This window comes from Undibacterium sp. Di24W, assembly GCF_049340325.1.
Taxonomy (GTDB): domain Bacteria; phylum Pseudomonadota; class Gammaproteobacteria; order Burkholderiales; family Burkholderiaceae_D; genus Undibacterium.
Genome location: NZ_JBMPOP010000005.1, coordinates 348,274 through 366,920, shown reverse-complemented (window position 1 = coordinate 366,920; position 18,647 = coordinate 348,274). Strand labels below are relative to the sequence as shown.

16 protein-coding genes are annotated in these 18,647 nt (G+C 46.7%); 3 read left to right on the top strand and 13 right to left on the bottom strand.

Translation table 11 applies throughout. From position 1 onward, the window contains the following. Window positions 1–64: 64 nt before the first annotated feature. Entirely contained in the window at window positions 65–1,906 is a 1,842-nt protein-coding gene (locus ACO0KZ_RS13135) for a beta-N-acetylhexosaminidase (RefSeq protein WP_422996051.1), read from the bottom strand. 349 nt (window positions 1,907–2,255) lie between these two features. Between ACO0KZ_RS13135 and ACO0KZ_RS13130 the strand changes: the two genes are divergently transcribed. After that, window positions 2,256–3,542 (top strand): putative Na+/H+ antiporter, encoded by a 1,287-nt coding sequence (locus ACO0KZ_RS13130; RefSeq protein WP_422995865.1) that lies wholly within the window; start codon window positions 2,256–2,258, stop codon window positions 3,540–3,542. A gap of 144 nt (window positions 3,543–3,686) precedes the next feature. Here the strand turns inward: ACO0KZ_RS13130 and ACO0KZ_RS13125 are convergent, their stop codons facing one another. From ACO0KZ_RS13125 to ACO0KZ_RS13105, 5 genes are all read right to left on the bottom strand, one after another. After that, window positions 3,687–4,736: a PstS family phosphate ABC transporter substrate-binding protein gene (locus ACO0KZ_RS13125; RefSeq protein ID WP_422995863.1), complete on the bottom strand. Its 1,050-nt coding sequence runs from the start codon at window positions 4,734–4,736 to the stop codon at window positions 3,687–3,689. A gap of 67 nt (window positions 4,737–4,803) precedes the next feature. Then, entirely contained in the window at window positions 4,804–5,661 is an 858-nt protein-coding gene (locus ACO0KZ_RS13120; protein ID WP_422995861.1) for a hypothetical protein, read from the bottom strand. Between the two features lie 195 nt (window positions 5,662–5,856). After that, window positions 5,857–7,137, bottom strand: a complete 1,281-nt coding sequence (locus tag ACO0KZ_RS13115) for a multifunctional CCA addition/repair protein (RefSeq protein ID WP_422995859.1) — start codon at window positions 7,135–7,137, stop codon at window positions 5,857–5,859. Window positions 7,138–7,148: 11 nt separating this feature from the next. Then, window positions 7,149–7,856, bottom strand: coding sequence for a glutathione S-transferase family protein (locus ACO0KZ_RS13110; RefSeq protein ID WP_422995857.1), 708 nt, complete (start codon window positions 7,854–7,856; stop codon window positions 7,149–7,151). Window positions 7,857–7,865: 9 nt separating this feature from the next. Next, complete coding sequence (locus tag ACO0KZ_RS13105; RefSeq protein WP_422995855.1) at window positions 7,866–9,833, bottom strand: transglycosylase SLT domain-containing protein; 1,968 nt, start codon at window positions 9,831–9,833, stop codon at window positions 7,866–7,868. Between the two features lie 73 nt (window positions 9,834–9,906). Here ACO0KZ_RS13105 and ACO0KZ_RS13100 point away from each other — a divergent pair, with 73 nt between their 5' ends. Next, window positions 9,907–10,518 carry a 5-formyltetrahydrofolate cyclo-ligase gene (locus tag ACO0KZ_RS13100; protein WP_422995853.1) on the top strand — a complete coding sequence of 204 codons (612 nt, stop codon included), beginning with the start codon at window positions 9,907–9,909 and terminating at the stop codon, window positions 10,516–10,518. A gap of 283 nt (window positions 10,519–10,801) precedes the next feature. Next, window positions 10,802–11,413 (top strand): OmpW/AlkL family protein, encoded by a 612-nt coding sequence (locus tag ACO0KZ_RS13095; RefSeq protein ID WP_422995851.1) that lies wholly within the window; start codon window positions 10,802–10,804, stop codon window positions 11,411–11,413. A 126-nt stretch (window positions 11,414–11,539) separates the two neighbouring features. Here ACO0KZ_RS13095 and glcF read toward each other — a convergent pair whose 3' ends face one another. The 7 genes from glcF to argC all read right to left on the bottom strand — a co-directional run bounded on the left by glcF (window position 11,540) and on the right by argC (window position 18,551). Continuing rightward, window positions 11,540–13,126 carry a glycolate oxidase subunit GlcF gene (gene glcF / locus ACO0KZ_RS13090; protein ID WP_422995849.1) on the bottom strand — a complete coding sequence of 529 codons (1,587 nt, stop codon included), beginning with the start codon at window positions 13,124–13,126 and terminating at the stop codon, window positions 11,540–11,542. A gap of 6 nt (window positions 13,127–13,132) precedes the next feature. Beyond that, complete coding sequence (gene glcE, locus ACO0KZ_RS13085) at window positions 13,133–14,197, bottom strand: glycolate oxidase subunit GlcE (RefSeq protein ID WP_422995847.1); 1,065 nt, start codon at window positions 14,195–14,197, stop codon at window positions 13,133–13,135. Between the two features lie 29 nt (window positions 14,198–14,226). Beyond that, window positions 14,227–15,717 (bottom strand): FAD-linked oxidase C-terminal domain-containing protein, encoded by a 1,491-nt coding sequence (locus ACO0KZ_RS13080; protein WP_422995845.1) that lies wholly within the window; start codon window positions 15,715–15,717, stop codon window positions 14,227–14,229. Between the two features lie 165 nt (window positions 15,718–15,882). Continuing rightward, complete coding sequence (gene erpA, locus ACO0KZ_RS13075) at window positions 15,883–16,233, bottom strand: iron-sulfur cluster insertion protein ErpA (protein ID WP_422995843.1); 351 nt, start codon at window positions 16,231–16,233, stop codon at window positions 15,883–15,885. A gap of 66 nt (window positions 16,234–16,299) precedes the next feature. Next, window positions 16,300–16,686 carry a bactofilin family protein gene (locus ACO0KZ_RS13070; RefSeq protein ID WP_422995841.1) on the bottom strand — a complete coding sequence of 129 codons (387 nt, stop codon included), beginning with the start codon at window positions 16,684–16,686 and terminating at the stop codon, window positions 16,300–16,302. Between the two features lie 82 nt (window positions 16,687–16,768). Continuing rightward, window positions 16,769–17,494: a DUF6776 family protein gene (locus ACO0KZ_RS13065; RefSeq protein WP_422995839.1), complete on the bottom strand. Its 726-nt coding sequence runs from the start codon at window positions 17,492–17,494 to the stop codon at window positions 16,769–16,771. 19 nt (window positions 17,495–17,513) lie between these two features. Next, on the bottom strand, window positions 17,514–18,551 hold the full coding sequence (argC, locus tag ACO0KZ_RS13060) for an N-acetyl-gamma-glutamyl-phosphate reductase (protein WP_422995837.1): 1,038 nt from the start codon (window positions 18,549–18,551) through the stop codon (window positions 17,514–17,516). Between the last annotated feature and the right edge of the window lie 96 nt (window positions 18,552–18,647).

Genomic DNA, 18,647 nt, shown 5'->3' with positions numbered 1-18,647 from the left:
GAAATGTACTTGCACTTCCCCCATCAAATTCTCGCTGCAAAGAAGACCAGCAGGCACGCCCTGGCTATTTGATCAACGGCACTTGCACTTGTTGTACTGCACTGCGACGACCATCCGGCAAAACAGTCAAGACCTTCACCACAACGGGCTGAACGGAACTGAGTTTAAAATTGACTGGTTTCTTGTAAGCCAATGCATTCGTATCGGGTGTACTGCCATCAAAACTGACATACAGTTTGCTTCCAGCGACTGGTGACTTTAAATTCAAAATCGCTACATCGTCTTTCAATACAATCTGATCCAAGCCTAGTGGCCGAGGAATGCGGTAGGCGATTTTCTGCGCGCTTAAGCGCTGATAATGGGGCGCGATTCTTTGTTCGAAATGAGTAAATTGACGTTGTTCCTGGGCAGACCAAGCAACTTCCGCCATTGCAAGAATGCGTGGGAACACCATATATTCGATCTTTTCAGGAGTACGCAGATACTCGGTCCAGACATTTGCTTGCACGCCTCGAATCCGACTTTGTTGCGCCGCCGTCAAAGTCTGCGGCACCGGGTTATAGGAATACACCTTTTCCAAACTGATCTCGCCACCGAGTTGCCACATCTCTTGCTCTTTTGGGCCTTGTCCGGCATCGAAATAACACCAGGACGTCGGGCTCATAATCACATCGTGACCTTCTTTTGCAGCAGCAATCCCACCCTCTTCACCTCGCCATGACATCACGGTCGCATTAGGGGCTAAGCCACCTTCCAAAATTTCATCCCATCCGATTAGGCGCTTGCCTTTACCGTTGATGAATTTCTCTACACGGCGGATGAAATAGCTTTGCAATTCTTCTTCATTTTTCAAGCCTTCACGTCGCATCACTTCTTGAGCGAGTGGACTCGCTTTCCAGCGCGTTTTAGGCGCTTCATCGCCACCTATATGAATGTATTCAGAGGGAAAAAGATCGATCACCTCAGTCAGTACATTTTCCAGAAAAGCAAATGTTTGTTCGCTGGGGCAATAAATATCTTCGAAAATCCCCCAGTTAGTACCCACCTCAAATGGTCCAGAGGTACATGCCAACTCTGGATAGGCAGCTAAGGCCGCCAATGAATGTCCGGGCAATTCAATTTCTGGAACCACGCTAATATGTTTAGTCTTTGCATAGGCAACGACGTCCCTGATCTGGTCTTGGGTATAAAAACCACCATAGGGTTCGCCGTCGCCTATATAAGGTTGGTAGTTTCTATCCTTCGTTGTCTGCTTACGAAATCCACCTATCTCAGTCAATTTAGGATAGCGATTTATCTCTATCCGCCAACCTTGATCTTCGGTCAAATGCCAATGAAACGTATTGAGCTTGTAAACCGCCATCTGGTCTAATAATTTCTTGATAAACTCAACGCTAAACATATGTCGCCCGACATCCAGATGCATGCCGCGCCAAACAAAGCGAGGCTGATCCTGTATTTGTGTCAGAGGCAATTGAATATGTGCCTGGCGTTGCACAGGCAATAGCTGCAACAAACTTTGCAAGGCATAAAACTGTCCATGCTGACTCCCAACTAATTCAACACCATGTTGCTGAATATTGAGTTGATAAGACTCGTCATTAACTTGGGTAGCCTTGGGTACCCGAAATACGATGGCATTGCGTATCTTCTTGGCTGGCGAGCCATGGTGCAAGGTGAGTTGCCATTGTTGAGTTGAATTTAATGCTTCAATCAATAAGTTTGCATTGTTTCGCGAAGCCTCATCCGCGGCATAAACCTGCACTTGCGAATTCATTTTGAAAAAGCCGTGCTGACTGACTATTTTTTGGGGAAGAGGGATAATCGGCAAAGAGACTGTTTTTATTTCAGCCAGAGCTGGGGAACTAAGCAAAAAAACAAATGACACCAAGGCACAGCGCAACATAAATATCTCCCCCAATAAGTCAGCAGAAAAAGCTTCAAACCACATTTACCCTTATAACGAAATGCTATCTTTGTTTCAATTTTTTTACACAAAACTAATGAAGTTTAGTGAATTTAGTAAACAGAGCATTAACAATGAGATTGAAATACAGGAAGCAAAAAAACCGCCTTTTTTTACTTAAATTAGTTAAACCAACACTTTCAGTGCGAGCGATTCGTAGTAAGGCGAGTTCAGATTTCATTACCTTTTTGGCTAAATACACGTTAAAATCTTATTGGGTGCACACCTATGATGGTGTAGCAGGTTTCAGCGTAGGTCGGGCCGCCTCGCGATTTTTTTAGTTGAGACTATGACCCATTCCTCACTCGAGTTGATTGCCGCCATTCTATTCGCGATCGCTTTAATTCACACTTTCACCACCAAACAATTCGAGCGCTTGGCGCATCGTTACCCAAAACATGCGGGACTTTTCCATCTATTGGGGGAAGTCGAAGTCGTCTTCGGCTTCTGGGCCATCGTGTTAATTTTCTGTATCGCTACGATCAATGGTGGCAGTACAGCACTGAAATATGCCGAATCACGTCAATACACCGAGCCCTTATTCGTCTTCGTGGTCATGGTAATTGCTGCTTCTCGTCCGATACTTCAATTGGTAATGAGTACAGTCGAGTCTATTGCACTCCTCACGCCGTTTCCGACAGCCCTGGTCAATGCCTGGCTGGGCTTAGCGGCAGTGCCACTGCTAGGCTCACTCATTACAGAGCCGGCCGCAATGACCATCGCTGCATTGATTTTGGCACCCCAAGTATTCAGATCCGACATCCCTGAGCGAGCGAAATACTTATCGCTAGGCGTGTTGTTCGTGAATGTTTCGATTGGCGGAACTCTAACATCCTTCGCGGCGCCTCCCGTTTTAATGGTCGCCGCGACTTGGCAGTGGGACTCGGCATTCATGTTTGCCACCTTTGGCTGGAAAGCAGCAATCGCGGTCCTTATCAATGCCAGTATTGCAGTCCTGGTACTTAAAAAGTACTTGCCTTCGACCACTGAGCTATCAGTGCCGACTGATTCAGTTGAATTGGCTGAAACTAAAGAAAGAAAAAGCGTCCCGATCAGCTTGAGCCTCGTACACATTGCTTTCTTGGCGGGTGTGGTCACTCTTGCCCATCATCCGGTTGCTTTCCTTGGTTTGTTTCTGATGTTTTTGGGTGTAGCACAGGCCTATGACCGCCACCAAAATCCCCTCATCATTAAAGAAGCACTTTTGGTTGCTTTTTTCCTTGCAGGCTTAGTTGTTCTGGGCGGTATGCAACAATGGTGGCTGCAGCCCCTAGTATCTAGCATGTCACCCAAAGCACTCTATTTTGGCGCCACTGCATTAACCGCAGTAACGGATAATGCTGCCTTAACTTATCTCGGTTCTTTAATAGCTGGCATCTCTGAGGAAGCCAAATACAGCCTAGTCGCTGGTGCTGTTACGGGTGGCGGCCTAACCATGATAGCAAACGCCCCCAACCCCGCAGGTGTTGCCTTACTTAAGCGTGGTTTTGCAGATGAATCTATTGGTGCTGGTGGTCTATTTTTGGGTGCGCTTATCCCAACGCTAATCACTATTTGCGCATTCACTTGTCTCTGATATTCAACAGCGTTTTATAGTTCGTCAAACTAGTTAGACGCAGAATAAAAAAAGCGTCGGTGAATTTCCGACGCTTTTTACCAACTTGAATAATTTATCCGCTGCTACACTCAAACAAGATTGAGAACCGCCAGATCAAGAAGATTAATTCTTTGGTTCACGTTTCAACAACTCTTCGATAGTTACGCCAACTTCAGCTTCACCACCAAATGCGGTACCGGTCTTCTTGATTTTATAGTTCACCATGGTGTGGCGATAATCCTTCATCGACAATGGAATGTATTTGACCTGTTTAGCAATCGCATCCGCATGATTCAGGTAGTAGTCAACAAATGCGCGAACCTCAGGACGCTCATCGGCTTTCACGTTGACATAAATAAACAGAGGACGCGCTAAAGGTTTATAACTGGCATCGATTACCGTTTTAACTGAAGGAAGCACTGCTGTTTTACCATCTTTTTGCACGATAGCTGCGGCTTTGAGTTTCTTACTATTTTCTGAATAGTATGCAAAACCCAAATAACCCAAAGCATTCACATCACGTGACACTGCCTGTACGATGACATTGTCGTCTTCAGATGTCGTGAAATCAGTACGACTGAGTTTTGCTTTGCCATTAATTGCCTCGGTAAAGTAATCAAACGTACCTGAATCTGCGCCTGGTCCTATCAATTTGATCGGCGCTTTTGGCCAAGCTGGATTGACTTGATCCCAGGTTGTAATTACACCTTGCGCTGCTGGTTCCCAGATTTTTTTCAATTCTTCCAAAGTGATTTTACTGAGAAATTTGTTCTTAGGATTAATCACGACGGTAATCGCGTCAAACGCAACCGGCAGCTCCATGTAATACACACCGTTCTTAGCACATTCGACCATTTCTTTTTTCAGAATCGGACGCGATGCATCTGAGATGTCGGTTTCGCCTTTGCAGAATTTCTTAAAGCCACCGCCAGTGCCGGCAATACCGATCGTAAATTTTACAGCACTATTTTTTTCATGGAAGCTCTCCGACATCGCCTCGGTTATTGGAAATACTGTGCTGGAACCGTCAATCTTGATCGTACTCGGTGCAGCTGCAGCTTGCACTGGGGTTGGTGTTTGAGCTCGTGTGAAGGCTGGATACAGGCTGATAAAACCGGCCAGCATCAACATACTTAATGTAGCAATTCGTTTTTTTTGCGTTAATGATTTCATGTTCATTCCCAATGTTTCAATTCATTTGTGATTCATACCTTAGTGTCGTAAGTTACGACTCGTCAGATCAACGTTCTGCGATCACACTAGGGTCAGGCGCTAAGCCATAGCCTAGACGTACGATCTCCACCATCATCTGTGCGATGCGATCGCTGGTAGAAGAAATATTGCGTAAGTCTTCCGCCCGAAAATTTGGCGAACTCAAAGCTTTGTCATAGAATATCCATTGCTGTTGTGCCAAATTCAATCGTTCTTTTAAGGCTTTGTCCGAACCCGTTTCATCCGCCAACAAACTCATACCATTCAGAAACTCAATGCGCGACTGCGCCAAATCGACTTGCAAACCTTGCTTTGCTTGCATATTTTTATCCATAGAGCGCAACAAGACAATTTTTGCCATACGCTGCGCCAAAGATGCCTGACGTAATGCCAGACCGGTGATGCGAGAAGTTGTATCGTTAGTTTCTGATTCAATCGCAAACGACAGGAAGTTCATCTTGATTAAAAGATCTTCGTTCACGTCATACATACCAGCCGCCGTTTTAGCATTAAGTCGCGGCAGTGATTCGACCTGGTCATTCAATGCGATATTCACACGGTTAAAAGCTTTACCGGTTTTTTCACTTTTCATTTGCTTGGAAAGATCTTTGCGCAAACGCGCGATGTTTTCCAGAGAGCGCGTACGTTCCACTTCAGTATGTCCATTCAAGATACCGAGCGCCATTTGCAAACTGAGTTTATAACTACGCTCAGATTCCAATCGAAACATACCTGCAGTCAACAATGTAGGCTGTGTGACCGTCGCACCAGGTGCTTGCACTGGACGGTAATCCGCGCTGGCGGCCGTTCCACATAGGAACAAAGAAGCAATCAGGAGTTTCAAGGATTTTTGTGCCATCATTTTCTCTATCATCTGTAGGTTCATTCGATTTTATTTAGGGTAAAAAAATCGTTTCGTGTTTATTTTTTTATGAACGAATTGTAGATACAGGATGTGACGAGATTATTACAATTTTGCGTTAAATGAAGTTCCAGGCGCTGGCTTTACGCCATCAAGCCTACCTTGCCGGAATTCGATATGTGCGGAGGTTATATCTATAAAAATTTTATATAGCTATATCTACGTTTCGTCGGAGGATAACGAGTTAGCAAGCTCACGAATTGCATCAATACGTGCAAGACGAATCGCCTCTGCAATTTTTTGCGCAGGCAGCTTTGCATCTGACGATTCTGCGGTTGTTTTTATCAGCACTTGTTGTGCGATAGCACCTGCGTCAACAGCCTGTGCTGCCGTTAATACACGTGTTAGAAAAACGCGTTGCGGAAATTGAATGTTGTCTAAACCTGCGCGCCCAAAACAATCGCATTCTGCCGCCTGCAACATGTCTAAAAAGCGTTGCGGCTTGCGAAAGGCATCATTGCGTTCCAGCATATCTTGCAAAGTAGCCGGGCGCATCTCCTGGGAGCGCCCTACGTTACCGTGATCGCGCGCCGTCATGATGGCGAGATCACGGCATTCCGTCGGGACTTTCAGTCGTGCACAGAGTGCCTTGACTAATTCTATCCCGCGTTCCTCATGACCATGATGGCGCGGCCATTGTTCAGGATCGCTGGTGCCTTTGCCTAAATCGTGCATGAGCGCGGCAAAACGAATCGGCAAAGTACAGGCTTGCTGTGCTGCGTAATCGACCACCAACATGATGTGCATTCCCGTATCAATTTCGGGGTGATGCTTAGGCGGTTGTGGCACACCCCATAAGGCCGCCAGCTCAGGCATTAAACGATGTAGCGCGCCGCATTCCCGCAAAACTTCAAACATACGTGAAGGCTTGGCTTCCATCAAACCACGTGAAATTTCTTGCCACACGCGTTCTGGCACTAGAGCATCAACCTCACCTGCGGCCACCATTTTTTTCATCAGATCCATGGTCTCAGGTGCGACCGAGAAGGCATGTGGTGCTTGCGAAAAACGTGCCGCAAATCTGGCGAGTCTCAAAATACGCACAGGATCCTCTTCGAAGGCGGCGGACACATGGCGGAAAACTCTCGCTTGTAAATCCGCTTGCCCATGAAACGGATCAATCAAAACACCATGTTCGTCGCGTGCGATCGCATTGATCGTCAAATCGCGGCGCACTAAATCCTGCTCCAAAGTAACGCTGGCATCGGTATGAAACACAAAACCCTTGTACCCAGCGGCAGTCTTGCGTTCGGTACGAGCCAACGCATATTCTTCGTGCGTTTTGGGATGCAAAAAAACTGGGAAATCTTTGCCTACCGGGGTGTAACCTAATTCCAGCATGTGCTGTGGCGTAGCTCCGACCACGACGTAATCTCGGTCTTGCACTGGCAAACCCAAGAGCGCATCACGCACCGCACCACCGACTACATAGGTCTTCATAATCAAGCTACTTAAGGAAAATCATACTTCGGCAAATCATCTTTTTCATCTATAGCACCGTGCACCCATTGTGCTACCGCAGGGTGACTTTCTATGCGCTCACAATAAGCTTGCAATGCGGGCGCTAGCGCAACTCCATAGGTTTTAAAACGCATCACTACAGGCGCAAAGAAGGCATCAGCAATAGAAAAATCACCAAACAAGAAACGATGGGCGCCATACGTAGATAAGCAATCTTCCCAAATCTCACTGATACGACCGATATCTGCCTGAGAACCGGCTGTGCGACCCTTGCCTGGAAAATGAGCCCGAATATTCATAGGCATCGCGCTACGCAAGGCGCCAAATCCCGAGTGCATTTCAGCACACACACTACGCGCTGTAGCACGTGCTGCAACGCTCTCCGGCCACAGATTAAGTAATGGATATTGTTCCGCCAGGTACTCACAAATCGCCAACGAATCCCAGATCACCAGATCATCCCCGAGCAAAACAGGTACACGTCCCGACAATGAATATTCAGAAATTTTCTGAGTTGTATCTGGGCGGTCTAACAGTATCTTAATTTCCTCAAAAGGAATACCGAAGGTCTTTAGCACTAACCAAGGGCGCATCGACCAGGAAGAATAGTTTTTATTTCCTATGACTAAGCGATAGTTACTTCTTCTAAGTAAACCATGTAAAGGCGCGAGATTGGTCTCTAAATCGGTATTTTCCATGTTCATCTCCTACTGATATTCGGGGTCGTCTGCGGTCATGCCTTTTGGTACCACCACGCCTAAACGTGCCTTCAGGGACTGTGGCTTTTTCTCTAGCAAAGCGGCGTAATACGTGGCGTTTGAAAGCACATTCTTCACATAGTCGCGCGTTTCTGAGAATGGAATAGTTTCAGCAAAAATCGCCCCTTCTACCGGACGCGATAAAGTCGCACGCCAAGCTCGCGGCCGCCCGGGTCCCGCATTGTAAGCAGCGGAAGCCAAGGCTTGCGAACCACCTAAATCGGTCAATACCATATTCAAATAATTTGTACCGAGCGCAATATTGGTTTCCACATCATTGACTTGACGCGGCACATAATTCGACAAACCAATTTTCTTGGCAACCCATTTTGCCGTATTCGGCATCACTTGCATTAAACCTGTCGCACCGACATGTGACTTAGCCGCTGTGGCGAAACGCGATTCTTGGCGTATCAAACCATATACCCAAGCCATGTCGACACCAACTGACTGCGTTGCCTTGTACATGGTGTCATTAAATGGTGTTGGAAAGCGTTGATTAAAGTCCAGCTCCCCCTTGGTTCTGTCGGAGGTATTCACCATACGATCGAGTAAATCATTTTGTCGCGCTAACTCCGCTGCGACGATGAGTTCACGTTCATTCATACCACGCAAAGCCCAATTCCATTCACGGGTTCCCTCAAAACGCAAATTCATCGCATAGAATTTTAAAGCTCTTTGCAAATTCGGATTTTGTGCGATTGGTGCCAGTTCCTCTGCGGTTACCGCTTTAGCTAAAGCGGGTGCACCAATTTTCTGGCCACGCTCTTCTAAAGCCAATTGCCCATAGAAATGCATTTGATCAGAGATTCCAGCGAAGATTGCCTGAGCCTCTTCCTTCTTACCTTCTTGTTGCACAGCACGACCATTCCAATATACCCAGGCTGGCATGGTCTTGAGGCTGGCTGGCATCGCCGCAATCGCCGACTTCACCAACTTCCAATCGCCCTCGCGCAAAGCCATTCTTACCCGCCATTGATAGCCTTCCAGACTTAAGATAGCACCGTCCGCGCGCTTCCAATAATTCAAGGCTTCGGATTGTAATTTCTGTGAAGCAGGCAAGGCAATATTCGCCCACCCCTGTGATTTTTCATTGGCGCTCAGTTTCCCTGCATAACGTTGCAATGCGGCAGTCGCTTTTTCTGGATCGTCTTTGGCAGCACGGCCTAATGCCAGCAAGAATAGTTCACGACTCAGTCGGTCTCCCGCAGGTTCTTTTTTTAGAAGATTAGCAGGCTTATCCATCGCTTCGATCAAACGTTTCTCAGGAATATCCAACATTTTCCCTAAACGTTTTGCCAGAGGCATGGCGGAAGATTCGGCGGCAATACGCATTTGCGCCCACAGATCTGCATCCGTGAACTGTCCTTGTTCATACAAGCTATTAATCAAAGAATAGCAACCATCACCATACTGCTTAGGTGAAGTAATCAGAGTACGTGCCTCGGTGGCAACGCGTTGTTGCTTCTCGACCTTGGACAATAAGGCATAACATTTGACCTGATGATCATCATTCACGACGTAAGAAGGCAGTAATTGATCGAAATTTGCCCAGTCACGCCGAAACCCCAACACCAGCAACCAGTCATTGCGCAAACGATCGGCGATTGCGCTACCTTCATATTTTTTCAAAAAACTATAGACTTCGGCGGCAGAAGCAGAACGTATGCGCGTACGCAGGACATAGTAGTCGACATAGGACGGTATGCTGTAGCTCGCTAATTGTGAGGCATGCATTTGCGCCGCTTTAGCGTCGTCATGCATAGCTGCATCACGTAAAGCCATAAAGCGGTCATCATCATTGACCGCCGCACTCGCTGTTACAGGCGCCGGTGCCAACTTGGCAGGAGCTGCAATGGCGATTTCTGGCAAAATCGCTAGTATCAACAGACCAGAAAGCAGTAAACTCACGGGCATGATTGGTCGCGACACACTTGGTAGTTTTCGTTCTAACATTTTCAAACAGATCCCTTTAAAACCTGTTAACAGTATGACACAGCCACTCCCTAGCGTAAAAGAAGAAATGCAGTCTGCAAGCGATGAATCGATCATTCCTTCGTTGTCGACACTGAGCTTACGCCAAGAATTACGTAAACGCCTAATTCAAGAACGTAAAGATACTACCTCAGCGCTGCGTCAAGCTTGGGATATACGTATTCAACAAAAATTGCTAAACGTTCCGCAAATTATGCAGGCCGACATCATAGGCGTGTATTCTCCGATTCGCTGTGAGCCCAACTTGCTTGCTTTTTATCAAGACTTGCATCAAGCGGGCAAGCAGCTCGCTTTGCCACTGGTACTGGCAAAAGACCAAGCCTTGGCTTTCGTCCCCTGGATTCCTGGCGACAATATGGAGAAGGACGAATTCGGCGTATTGATTCCAACAAGTCGTGACATCGTCATTCAACCAAACACACTCTTGATTCCCTGTGTAGGTTACAATGCGGGCCGATTCAGATTGGGATATGGCGGTGGATTTTATGACCGTACGCTGGCAGAGCTGCCACATGCTTATAGCGTGGGTATAGCTTACCAGTTGGCCTATTGTGATTTTGCGCCTGAAAAATTTGATTTAGCAATGTCAATTGTCGTCACAGATTAAAGCGCCACTCCCTCTTAAGTGACGATCAAGCTGCTCGAACTTACCAGGCGCTAAGTATGAGTGCTGAAAATCATGGTTTCCCATCTTCAAATCAATCGATAAAAAATTAATATGAATTTATCGATCATCAAACAAATTGATTTAGCTCAAAACCAATGTTGCAGTGCGCAACTACACTGTCTTCATCGGATTTGAGAATTTTGCGTCTAATCGCATCTCTATCGTTATTAATTAGCTTATTTATTCAACTTACTTAATCATATTTACAACCAAGGAAATGAAAATGAAAAAAATCGTTCTCGCTCTCTCTTTAGCCGCAATGGGCGTTGTTAGTTCACAAGCTATGGCACAAGAAAGCCCATGGCTGGTACGTGGTCGCCTGGTCAATATCAGCCCAGCCAATGATTCAGATCGTTTGGGCGGTGTTGGTGCAACAGATCGTATAACGGTCAGCAAAAAAACCATCCCTGAATTCGATGTAACGTATTTCTTTACACCAAATATCGCTGCTGAATTGATTTTGACTTACCCACAAAAACATGACGTTTATTTGGATGGTAACAACATCGGTACATTCAAACATTTGCCACCAACTTTGTCAGCACAGTACCACTTCGCACCAACTGCAAGTATCAATCCTTACATTGGCGCTGGCGTGAATTACACCAATATCTCACAAGTCAAATTATTGGCGGGTAAGGGCGGGTTGGAAAATGATAGCTTCGGTTTGTCTTTGCAAGCTGGTGTTGATTTCAAAATCGACAAAAATTGGTCCTTCAATATCGACGTAAAAAAAGTACAGATCCGCAGTGATGTTAAGGTTGACGGCGCTAAAGTAAGTGCGGTGAAAGTTGATCCAGTGTTGATCGGCTTAGGTCTCGGCTATCGCTTCTAATCTCAGGAAAATCTGATCAGACCTTTGCCAAATCGGTCTGATCTTTGGCGCAACATGAGTAATCATGTTGCGTTTTTTTGTTTCTATTTGCTGCCAGCGAAAGTAGTGCGCCCAAACAAGATTAGTTTACATTTTCTTTTTTAGACGCTTCTTTAGCGGCTTTTGCACTTTCTTATCGTCCGAATTTTTAAGTGTATTGCCAACCTCCAGGACGTCAGACGTCGGCTTTACGACAGCTTTTTTATTGGATGATGGTTTATCCGATTTTCGCGTCGATTTCTTTTTTGGGGCTTGCTCAATTGACGTGGTTGGCTCAGTTAGAGTCACTACCATCGGTTCGACATGTACTTCGATTGATCGAGATTGCAGCGCTTCCGGAAGGACTTCAAGCTTATTCAAGTTTGTTGCATTATCAGTTTGTTCTGCTTGGCTCAGTGATTTACCCGTTGATTCACTAGGTGGCAAGCTTGCCAAAGCCTGATCTAATAACTCTATCCAATGCTTTACAGGAATCGCCGTCGCGGCCTGCAGATGCTGCTGGCATGCCATATTGGCCGAAACGATCAACTCTGGACGAGTTGCCTCCATTGCGGCGACCTTATTCTGACGTAATTTCTGTGCCAGATCTGGCTGCAAAATCGAATAAGTTCCCGCCGAACCACAACACAAATGACTATCTGCACACAATTGCACATCGACGCCAAGATGACGCAACAGATTTTCCACTTTGCCTCTGATCTTTTGCCCGTGCTGCAGCGTACATGGAGGATGCCAGCTTACTCGTTGTTGAATATCTCCACCGATTTTAGCAATCAACTCACTTTCAAAATTAGGTAAAAACTCACTCAAGTCACAAGTCAACTTACTAATCAATTGCGCCTTGTCTGCATAGTCTGGATCATGCTTTAGCAGTTGCCCATAGTCCTTCACCATCACGCCACAGCCCGAAGCAGTCATGACGATGGCTTCAACGCCGGATTGGCTATCGGGTTTTAATAGCGGCCACCATGCATCAATATTACGTTTTGCTGCACTAATAGCACCGCTAGCATCATTCAAATGCAAACGCACCGCGCCACAACAAGCAGCCTGCGGTGCCAACATGGCTTGGATATGCAAGTGATCGAGTACTCGCGCCGTTGCTGCATTGATCTGTGGCGCCAGGCTTGGCTGTACACAGCCGTCGAGCAACAGAACTTTTCTGACATGTGTGGTTTGCGGCCAGCCGTTATCCTTAGTTGACTCATTAGTTGGCACCGGTATTTTTTCACGTAAATTCGACGGCAATAAACCACCTACTGCACGCCCTAGTTTTAAGGCTTGTCGAAATAAACGTGGGTTACTCAGTCCATTTTTTAAAGTACTACGAATTATTTTTTGTGACCAAGAACGCCCTACTTTCTGCTCAACAAGCTCACGTCCTATCTCAAGTAATCGCCCATACTGCACGCCCGAAGGGCATGTCGTTTCACAACTAAGACAGGTCAGACAACGATCGAGATGTGTCTGAGTCTTAGAAGTCGGTGTCTTGCCTTCCAAAACTTGTTTAATCAGATAAATACGACCACGAGGCCCATCTAGTTCATCCCCCAGCAATTGATAGGTAGGGCAAGTCGCGTTGCACATGCCGCAATGCACGCAGGTACGCAGAATCTCTTCCGCCTCCTGTCCTTGCTCCGTCGCTTTCATCGTATCAAGTAATTGTGTTTGCATAAGCTTTCAGTCGAACAAACGTCCACGATTAAAAATCGCCGCAGGATCAAACGCCGCTTTTAACTGGCGATGTATTTTCAAGAGCGGCGGAGCTAGTTCGGTGAATGCCGGCGAGTCAACTGCGCCATAACGAAACCGAGTTACATGCCCCCCCATTGCTTGTATCGTGGTGCGCAGTGCCGCTTCAGATTCATTCGTCCATAACCAACGTTGCGCACCGCCCCACTCGATTAAAGATTTACTACGCAGCTTTAAAGTCGGTGCAGTAGAAGGAAGCGACACTCGCCACAATGCATAATCTTCTTCTGGTGTAAAAAAATGATGACTCTGTTCGCGCAGGCTTTCCCAATAATCATTAGCGCTATCGATTTCCTGCCCGCCCAATCTCTGTTTTGCGGCAAGCAGCGCAGGCACTGAACCTGAAAGACGCAACATCAACCGGCCTGCATAATAGCTACTGGCAGAAATCGGCAAAGCTTGCCCCGCCCAACGATTCAGATGAGACAAGGCATCGGCTTCCGACATTGCAAACATCAGACTAGTTTCGGCTACAGGTTTAGGCAAAACTTTTAAAGATACATCAAGCAAAAGTCCCAAGCTACCGAGCGATCCCGCCATCAAACGTGAGACATCGTAACCTGCGACATTTTTCATGACTTGCCCGCCAAAGCGTAAAATTTCGCCTGCGCCATTCATGAGACTGACACCTAGCACAAAATCACGCACCGCACCAACGCTGGCGCGACGTGGGCCGGATAAACCCGTAGCGAGCATGCCCCCCACCGTCGCAGCCGGTCCGAAATGTGGCGGTTCGAAAGCCAGCATTTGTCCATGCTGATCTAGTAGCGCCTCGATCTCTTTCAAGCTCGTACCGCAGCGCGCACTTATCACTAATTCGGTTGGCTCATAACTGATTACGCCTCGGTAAGCTTGGGTATCGAGTACTGCACTAGTATCCGCAATTGGATTGCCATACCATTGCTTAGTGCCACCACCTTGCAATAGCAGCCCCCGCTGTTCTGCACCAGCAGTCAAAATTTGTTCACGAAATTGTTGAAGAATTTTATCCATCGTTTTTCAAATATGATTATCTGTCTTCTTCAAAATCGGGGTAAATCAGGGAAACGCAATTGTCCTTGGCGAATATGCATGCGCCCCATTTCAGCACAGCGATGCAAACTGGGGATTGCCTTACTGGGATTGAGCAAATTCCAAGGATCAAACGCTTGTTTCAATGCGTAAAACGCGTTCAACTCAGCATCTTGGAATTGCACACACATAGAATTTAACTTCTCGATGCCGACACCATGTTCGCCAGTAATCGTGCCACCCATAGTGACACACAACTCTAGTATCTCGGCACCGAAGGCTTCTGCTTTTGCGAATGCACCGTCCTGATTTGCGTCAAATAAAATTAAAGGGTGTAAGTTACCATCGCCAGCATGAAACACATTCGCACATTGCAAAGCGTATTTGACTTCCATGTCAGCAATCGCCTTCAACATGCGTGCCAAATATTTGCGTGGGATAGTCCCGTCAACACAATAATAATCTGGTGAAATTCGACCTGCTGCGGGGAAGGCATTTTTTCGCCCTGACCAAAGTTTCAAACGTTGCGCTTCAGAGAAAGAGACTATCAGATCGCTGGCACCAGCGTCCGTTAAGATTTGACTCATACGGGCGATTTCATCCACGACTTCTTCCACATTACCGTCGGATTCACACAAAAGAATAGCGGCCGCATTCACGTCATAACCCGCGTTCACAAAAGGTTCAACCATACGCACCGAAGTTTGATCCATCATCTCTAATCCCGCGGGAATAATGCCGCGCGCAATGATTTGCGCCACAGCCTCACCCGCCTTTTCAACATGATCAAATGAGGCCATGATCACTTGGGCTGTCTGTGGCTTAGGGATAAGCTTGACCGTGATTTCAGTAACGATGCCAAGCATGCCTTCAGAACCAATAAACACGGATAACAAGTCTAAGCCGGGCGCATCTAAAGCTTCACTGCCTAGCTCCAAAACTTCGCCATCGATCGTCACCACGCGTGCGCGCAGAACATTGTGCACAGTCAAACCATATTTCAGACAGTGCACGCCGCCCGCATTTTCCGCCAAATTTCCGCCTATCGTGCATGCCAGTTGGGAAGAAGGGTCCGGGGCATAGTACAAACCCAAATAGGCTGCCGCATCCGAGATCGCCAGATTACGTACACCAGGTTGTACTACCGCGGTTCTGGCATACGCATCAACTTGCAAGATTTTATTTAACTTTGCGGTCGATAAAACCAGACCAAATTCGATTGGCATTGCACCGCCCGACAAACCAGTGCCAGCACCACGCGGTACGATAGGGATATTTAGTTCACGGCAAATCGACATGACGTCTAAGATTTGCGCTTCGTTTTCGGGCAAGACCACGACGAAAGGCACTTGCCTGTAAGTAGTTAAAGCATCGCACTCATAAGGTCGGGTATCTTCAGGGTCAGCCAGGATACTTTTTATAGGCAATACTTTGCGTAATGCCTTCAATAGCTCTGGCCCTGATGCTGATTGTCGCGCTGCAGTTTCCATTTTTTTGCTCATGACGATTCTCTTGGTCTTGAGTGTAGCCTGTGCCAGAGCGCTTGTGCGCGGGAAACAAATTTTCCATAAAAAAAAGACGCCGCAGCGTCTTTTTTTTTCCAAGCATTTTATCATGCACCACTTATTCGAAACTCACTTAGCATAAGCCCAAAAGCCTATAAGGCATTAAGCAGAGAAAGAGGAACCGCAACCACAAGTTGATTGTGCATTCGGATTTTTGATCACGAATTGTGCTCCTTCTAAATCATCTTTATAGTCGATTTCCGCGCCAACCAAATATTGGTAGCTCATTGCATCGACTAAAAGTTGAACGCCATTCTTATGCATAATGGTGTCGTCTTCGTTTGTGATTTCATCAAAGGTGAAACCATATTGAAAACCTGAACAACCGCCGCCTTGTACAAAGACGCGCAATTTCAAATCTGGATTGCCTTCTTCTTCGATCAATTGTGCAACTTTCTCAGCAGCACTGTCGGTGAAGATGATAGGGGATGGCATATCAGTAACGGCGTTCATAGTAAGCTCCTACAAAAATTCAGATCAGGTCTCTATTATAGACCTTTCTTCAGTTTAAGGTTTGCGCTAGTTCGAAGCGGCTAACTTTAACACTGGCTCGACCGCCTGATCATGGCCTAACTTACCTGAAACCAAGGCACCATTCATCATTTCCAAGGCTTTATATTGCACATCGCCTGAAATACGGGCTTTACTTTGCAATTCAATTAATTCAGTAGAAATCACAGGCCCATTAATGACACCGTTGACAACAATATGACCCGCTCGTACTTCGCCGTCGATAACCGCCTGCTCGGAGATCACCAAAATGCTGGGTGCACCCGCTTCTGCAATCACATTGCCTGTGACATGCCCATCTATCCTCAAGCCACCTTTGAAATGCACATCACCCTGGATATTGGTCGTTGCGCCTATCAGGCTATCTATCGTGCTTTTATTCTTGCGATTAAACATGCAAACTCCTCATTGTTCTTAAAATTTCGACAATCAACAGTACTTCAGCATATTCCATCGTGGGAATTGGCTCGATACGGCATCACAAGCTAAGCGCTTGTTTGGCACGCAACTCACCTTTTTCTAGCACTGTCATTTGCGCAGATTTTACAATCGCGCCTTCCGGTAAAATAATCTGCCCTTCCAGCCTTTGATAATGCTTAAAGGACAATTTCAACTTCGCTGCTTCGCCCGATTTAGCATCGGGATATTCCATCATAACAGGTTTACCAGCTTGAACTAGTGTCAAGCTGATATGCATTTCACCAGAAAAATCACGCACTGTTTTGCCGCCTTGCATGACCAAAGCGCGGTAACGTAACTGATTAGGTGCAGCCAATTCAATTTTAGTTTTTTGCAAGGTGATACCCTGCGGACGATTCGCCGACGGCATCAAGCTTTCAAAAAAGGCCAGGTCATCTTTGATTTTATTATTTTCAGCGGTGAGCGTATTGATTTGGTCGGTCAACTGCTTCTGGATCGATTTTTCTATATTTTGTTGACTGTCTATGGTCGCTGCAGCGGCTTGCAACTTATCGCGCTCAGCAGTCAGGTTTGCGACTTTGTCTTGCAAAGCAGTCATTTGTTCAGGTGAAAACTTAGGACCGAAGGCAAAACTACGCCCCATGTCATAAGTCCACATCGCAATCGCACCGCCTACACCGATCACTACAGCAAACAAGGCAAACTTTATCGGCCAAGGCAAATGCTGATTGATAGTCATCTTAGACGCGGTAATGCGTCGACGGAAGAATTTAGAAACTGGCATGGTCGCTGAGGCGCTATGTTTACGGATTTACCGGCACATGCTGCAGGCCAGTTGACTCATCAAGTCCAAACATAATGTTCATGCACTGCACAGCTTGACCCGAAGCGCCCTTAACCAGATTATCCTGCACCACCAAAATCACGACATGCTTGCCATTACTTGGGCGATGTAAAGCGATCCGCAACATATTTGAAGCGCGGGTTGAACGCGTCTCTGGATGCGAAGCAAAAGGCATGACATCGACGAAAGTCTCATCCTTATATGCGTCTTCAAACAAGGCTTGCAGCGCTTCGTTGCTAATCTCTTGTGTCAGCTGTGCGTACAAAGTGGAGTGCATACCGCGTATCATCGGCACCAGATGCGGCGTAAATAAGAGCTCAACTTTCTCTTGAGTCAGACGCTGTAATTGCTCGATGGTCTCAGGTGTGTGACGATGGCCTGCTACTCCATAGGCTTTAAAGCTATCGCTAGTTTCCGAAAACAAAATCCCAATTTCCGCCTTGCGACCGGCGCCCGAAACACCAGATTTGCAATCAGCAATCAAATTCCCTGCATCAATGACACCGGCCTTCAACAATGGAGCGAAACCAAGTTGCATGGTGGTTGGATAGCAACCGGGGTTACCAATCAAACGTGCGCTCTTAATCTTATCGCGATTCAATTCTGGCAAGCCGTACACTGCTTCAGACAACAAGTCTTTGCAGCTATGTTCCATGCCATACCATTTTTCAAACTGTGCGACCTCTTGCATACGGAAGTCCGCCGCCAGGTCAATCACTTTCACCCCGTTGGCCAATAACTCCGGTGCCTGCGCCATTGCAACACCATGTGGTGTCGCGAAGAACACCACATCACATTCGTTCAAATTGGCTTTATCCGGAGAGGAGAACGCCAAATCAACACGACCACGTAAGGAAGGATACATCTGCGCCACAGGCACCCCATCTTCTTTGCGAGAAGTAATGGCTGTCAACTGTGCTTGCGGATGGGTTGCGAGGATTCTCAACAACTCTACGCCTGTATAACCCGTTCCACCTACGATACCGATCTTGATCATTTTTGCTGTCCTAAACTTAAGCTAATGCCGTTAAGAAATTATGCGTGCATTCTAGCAGCGGAATCCCAATTTCCCAATAGACAATTGTTTCCGATT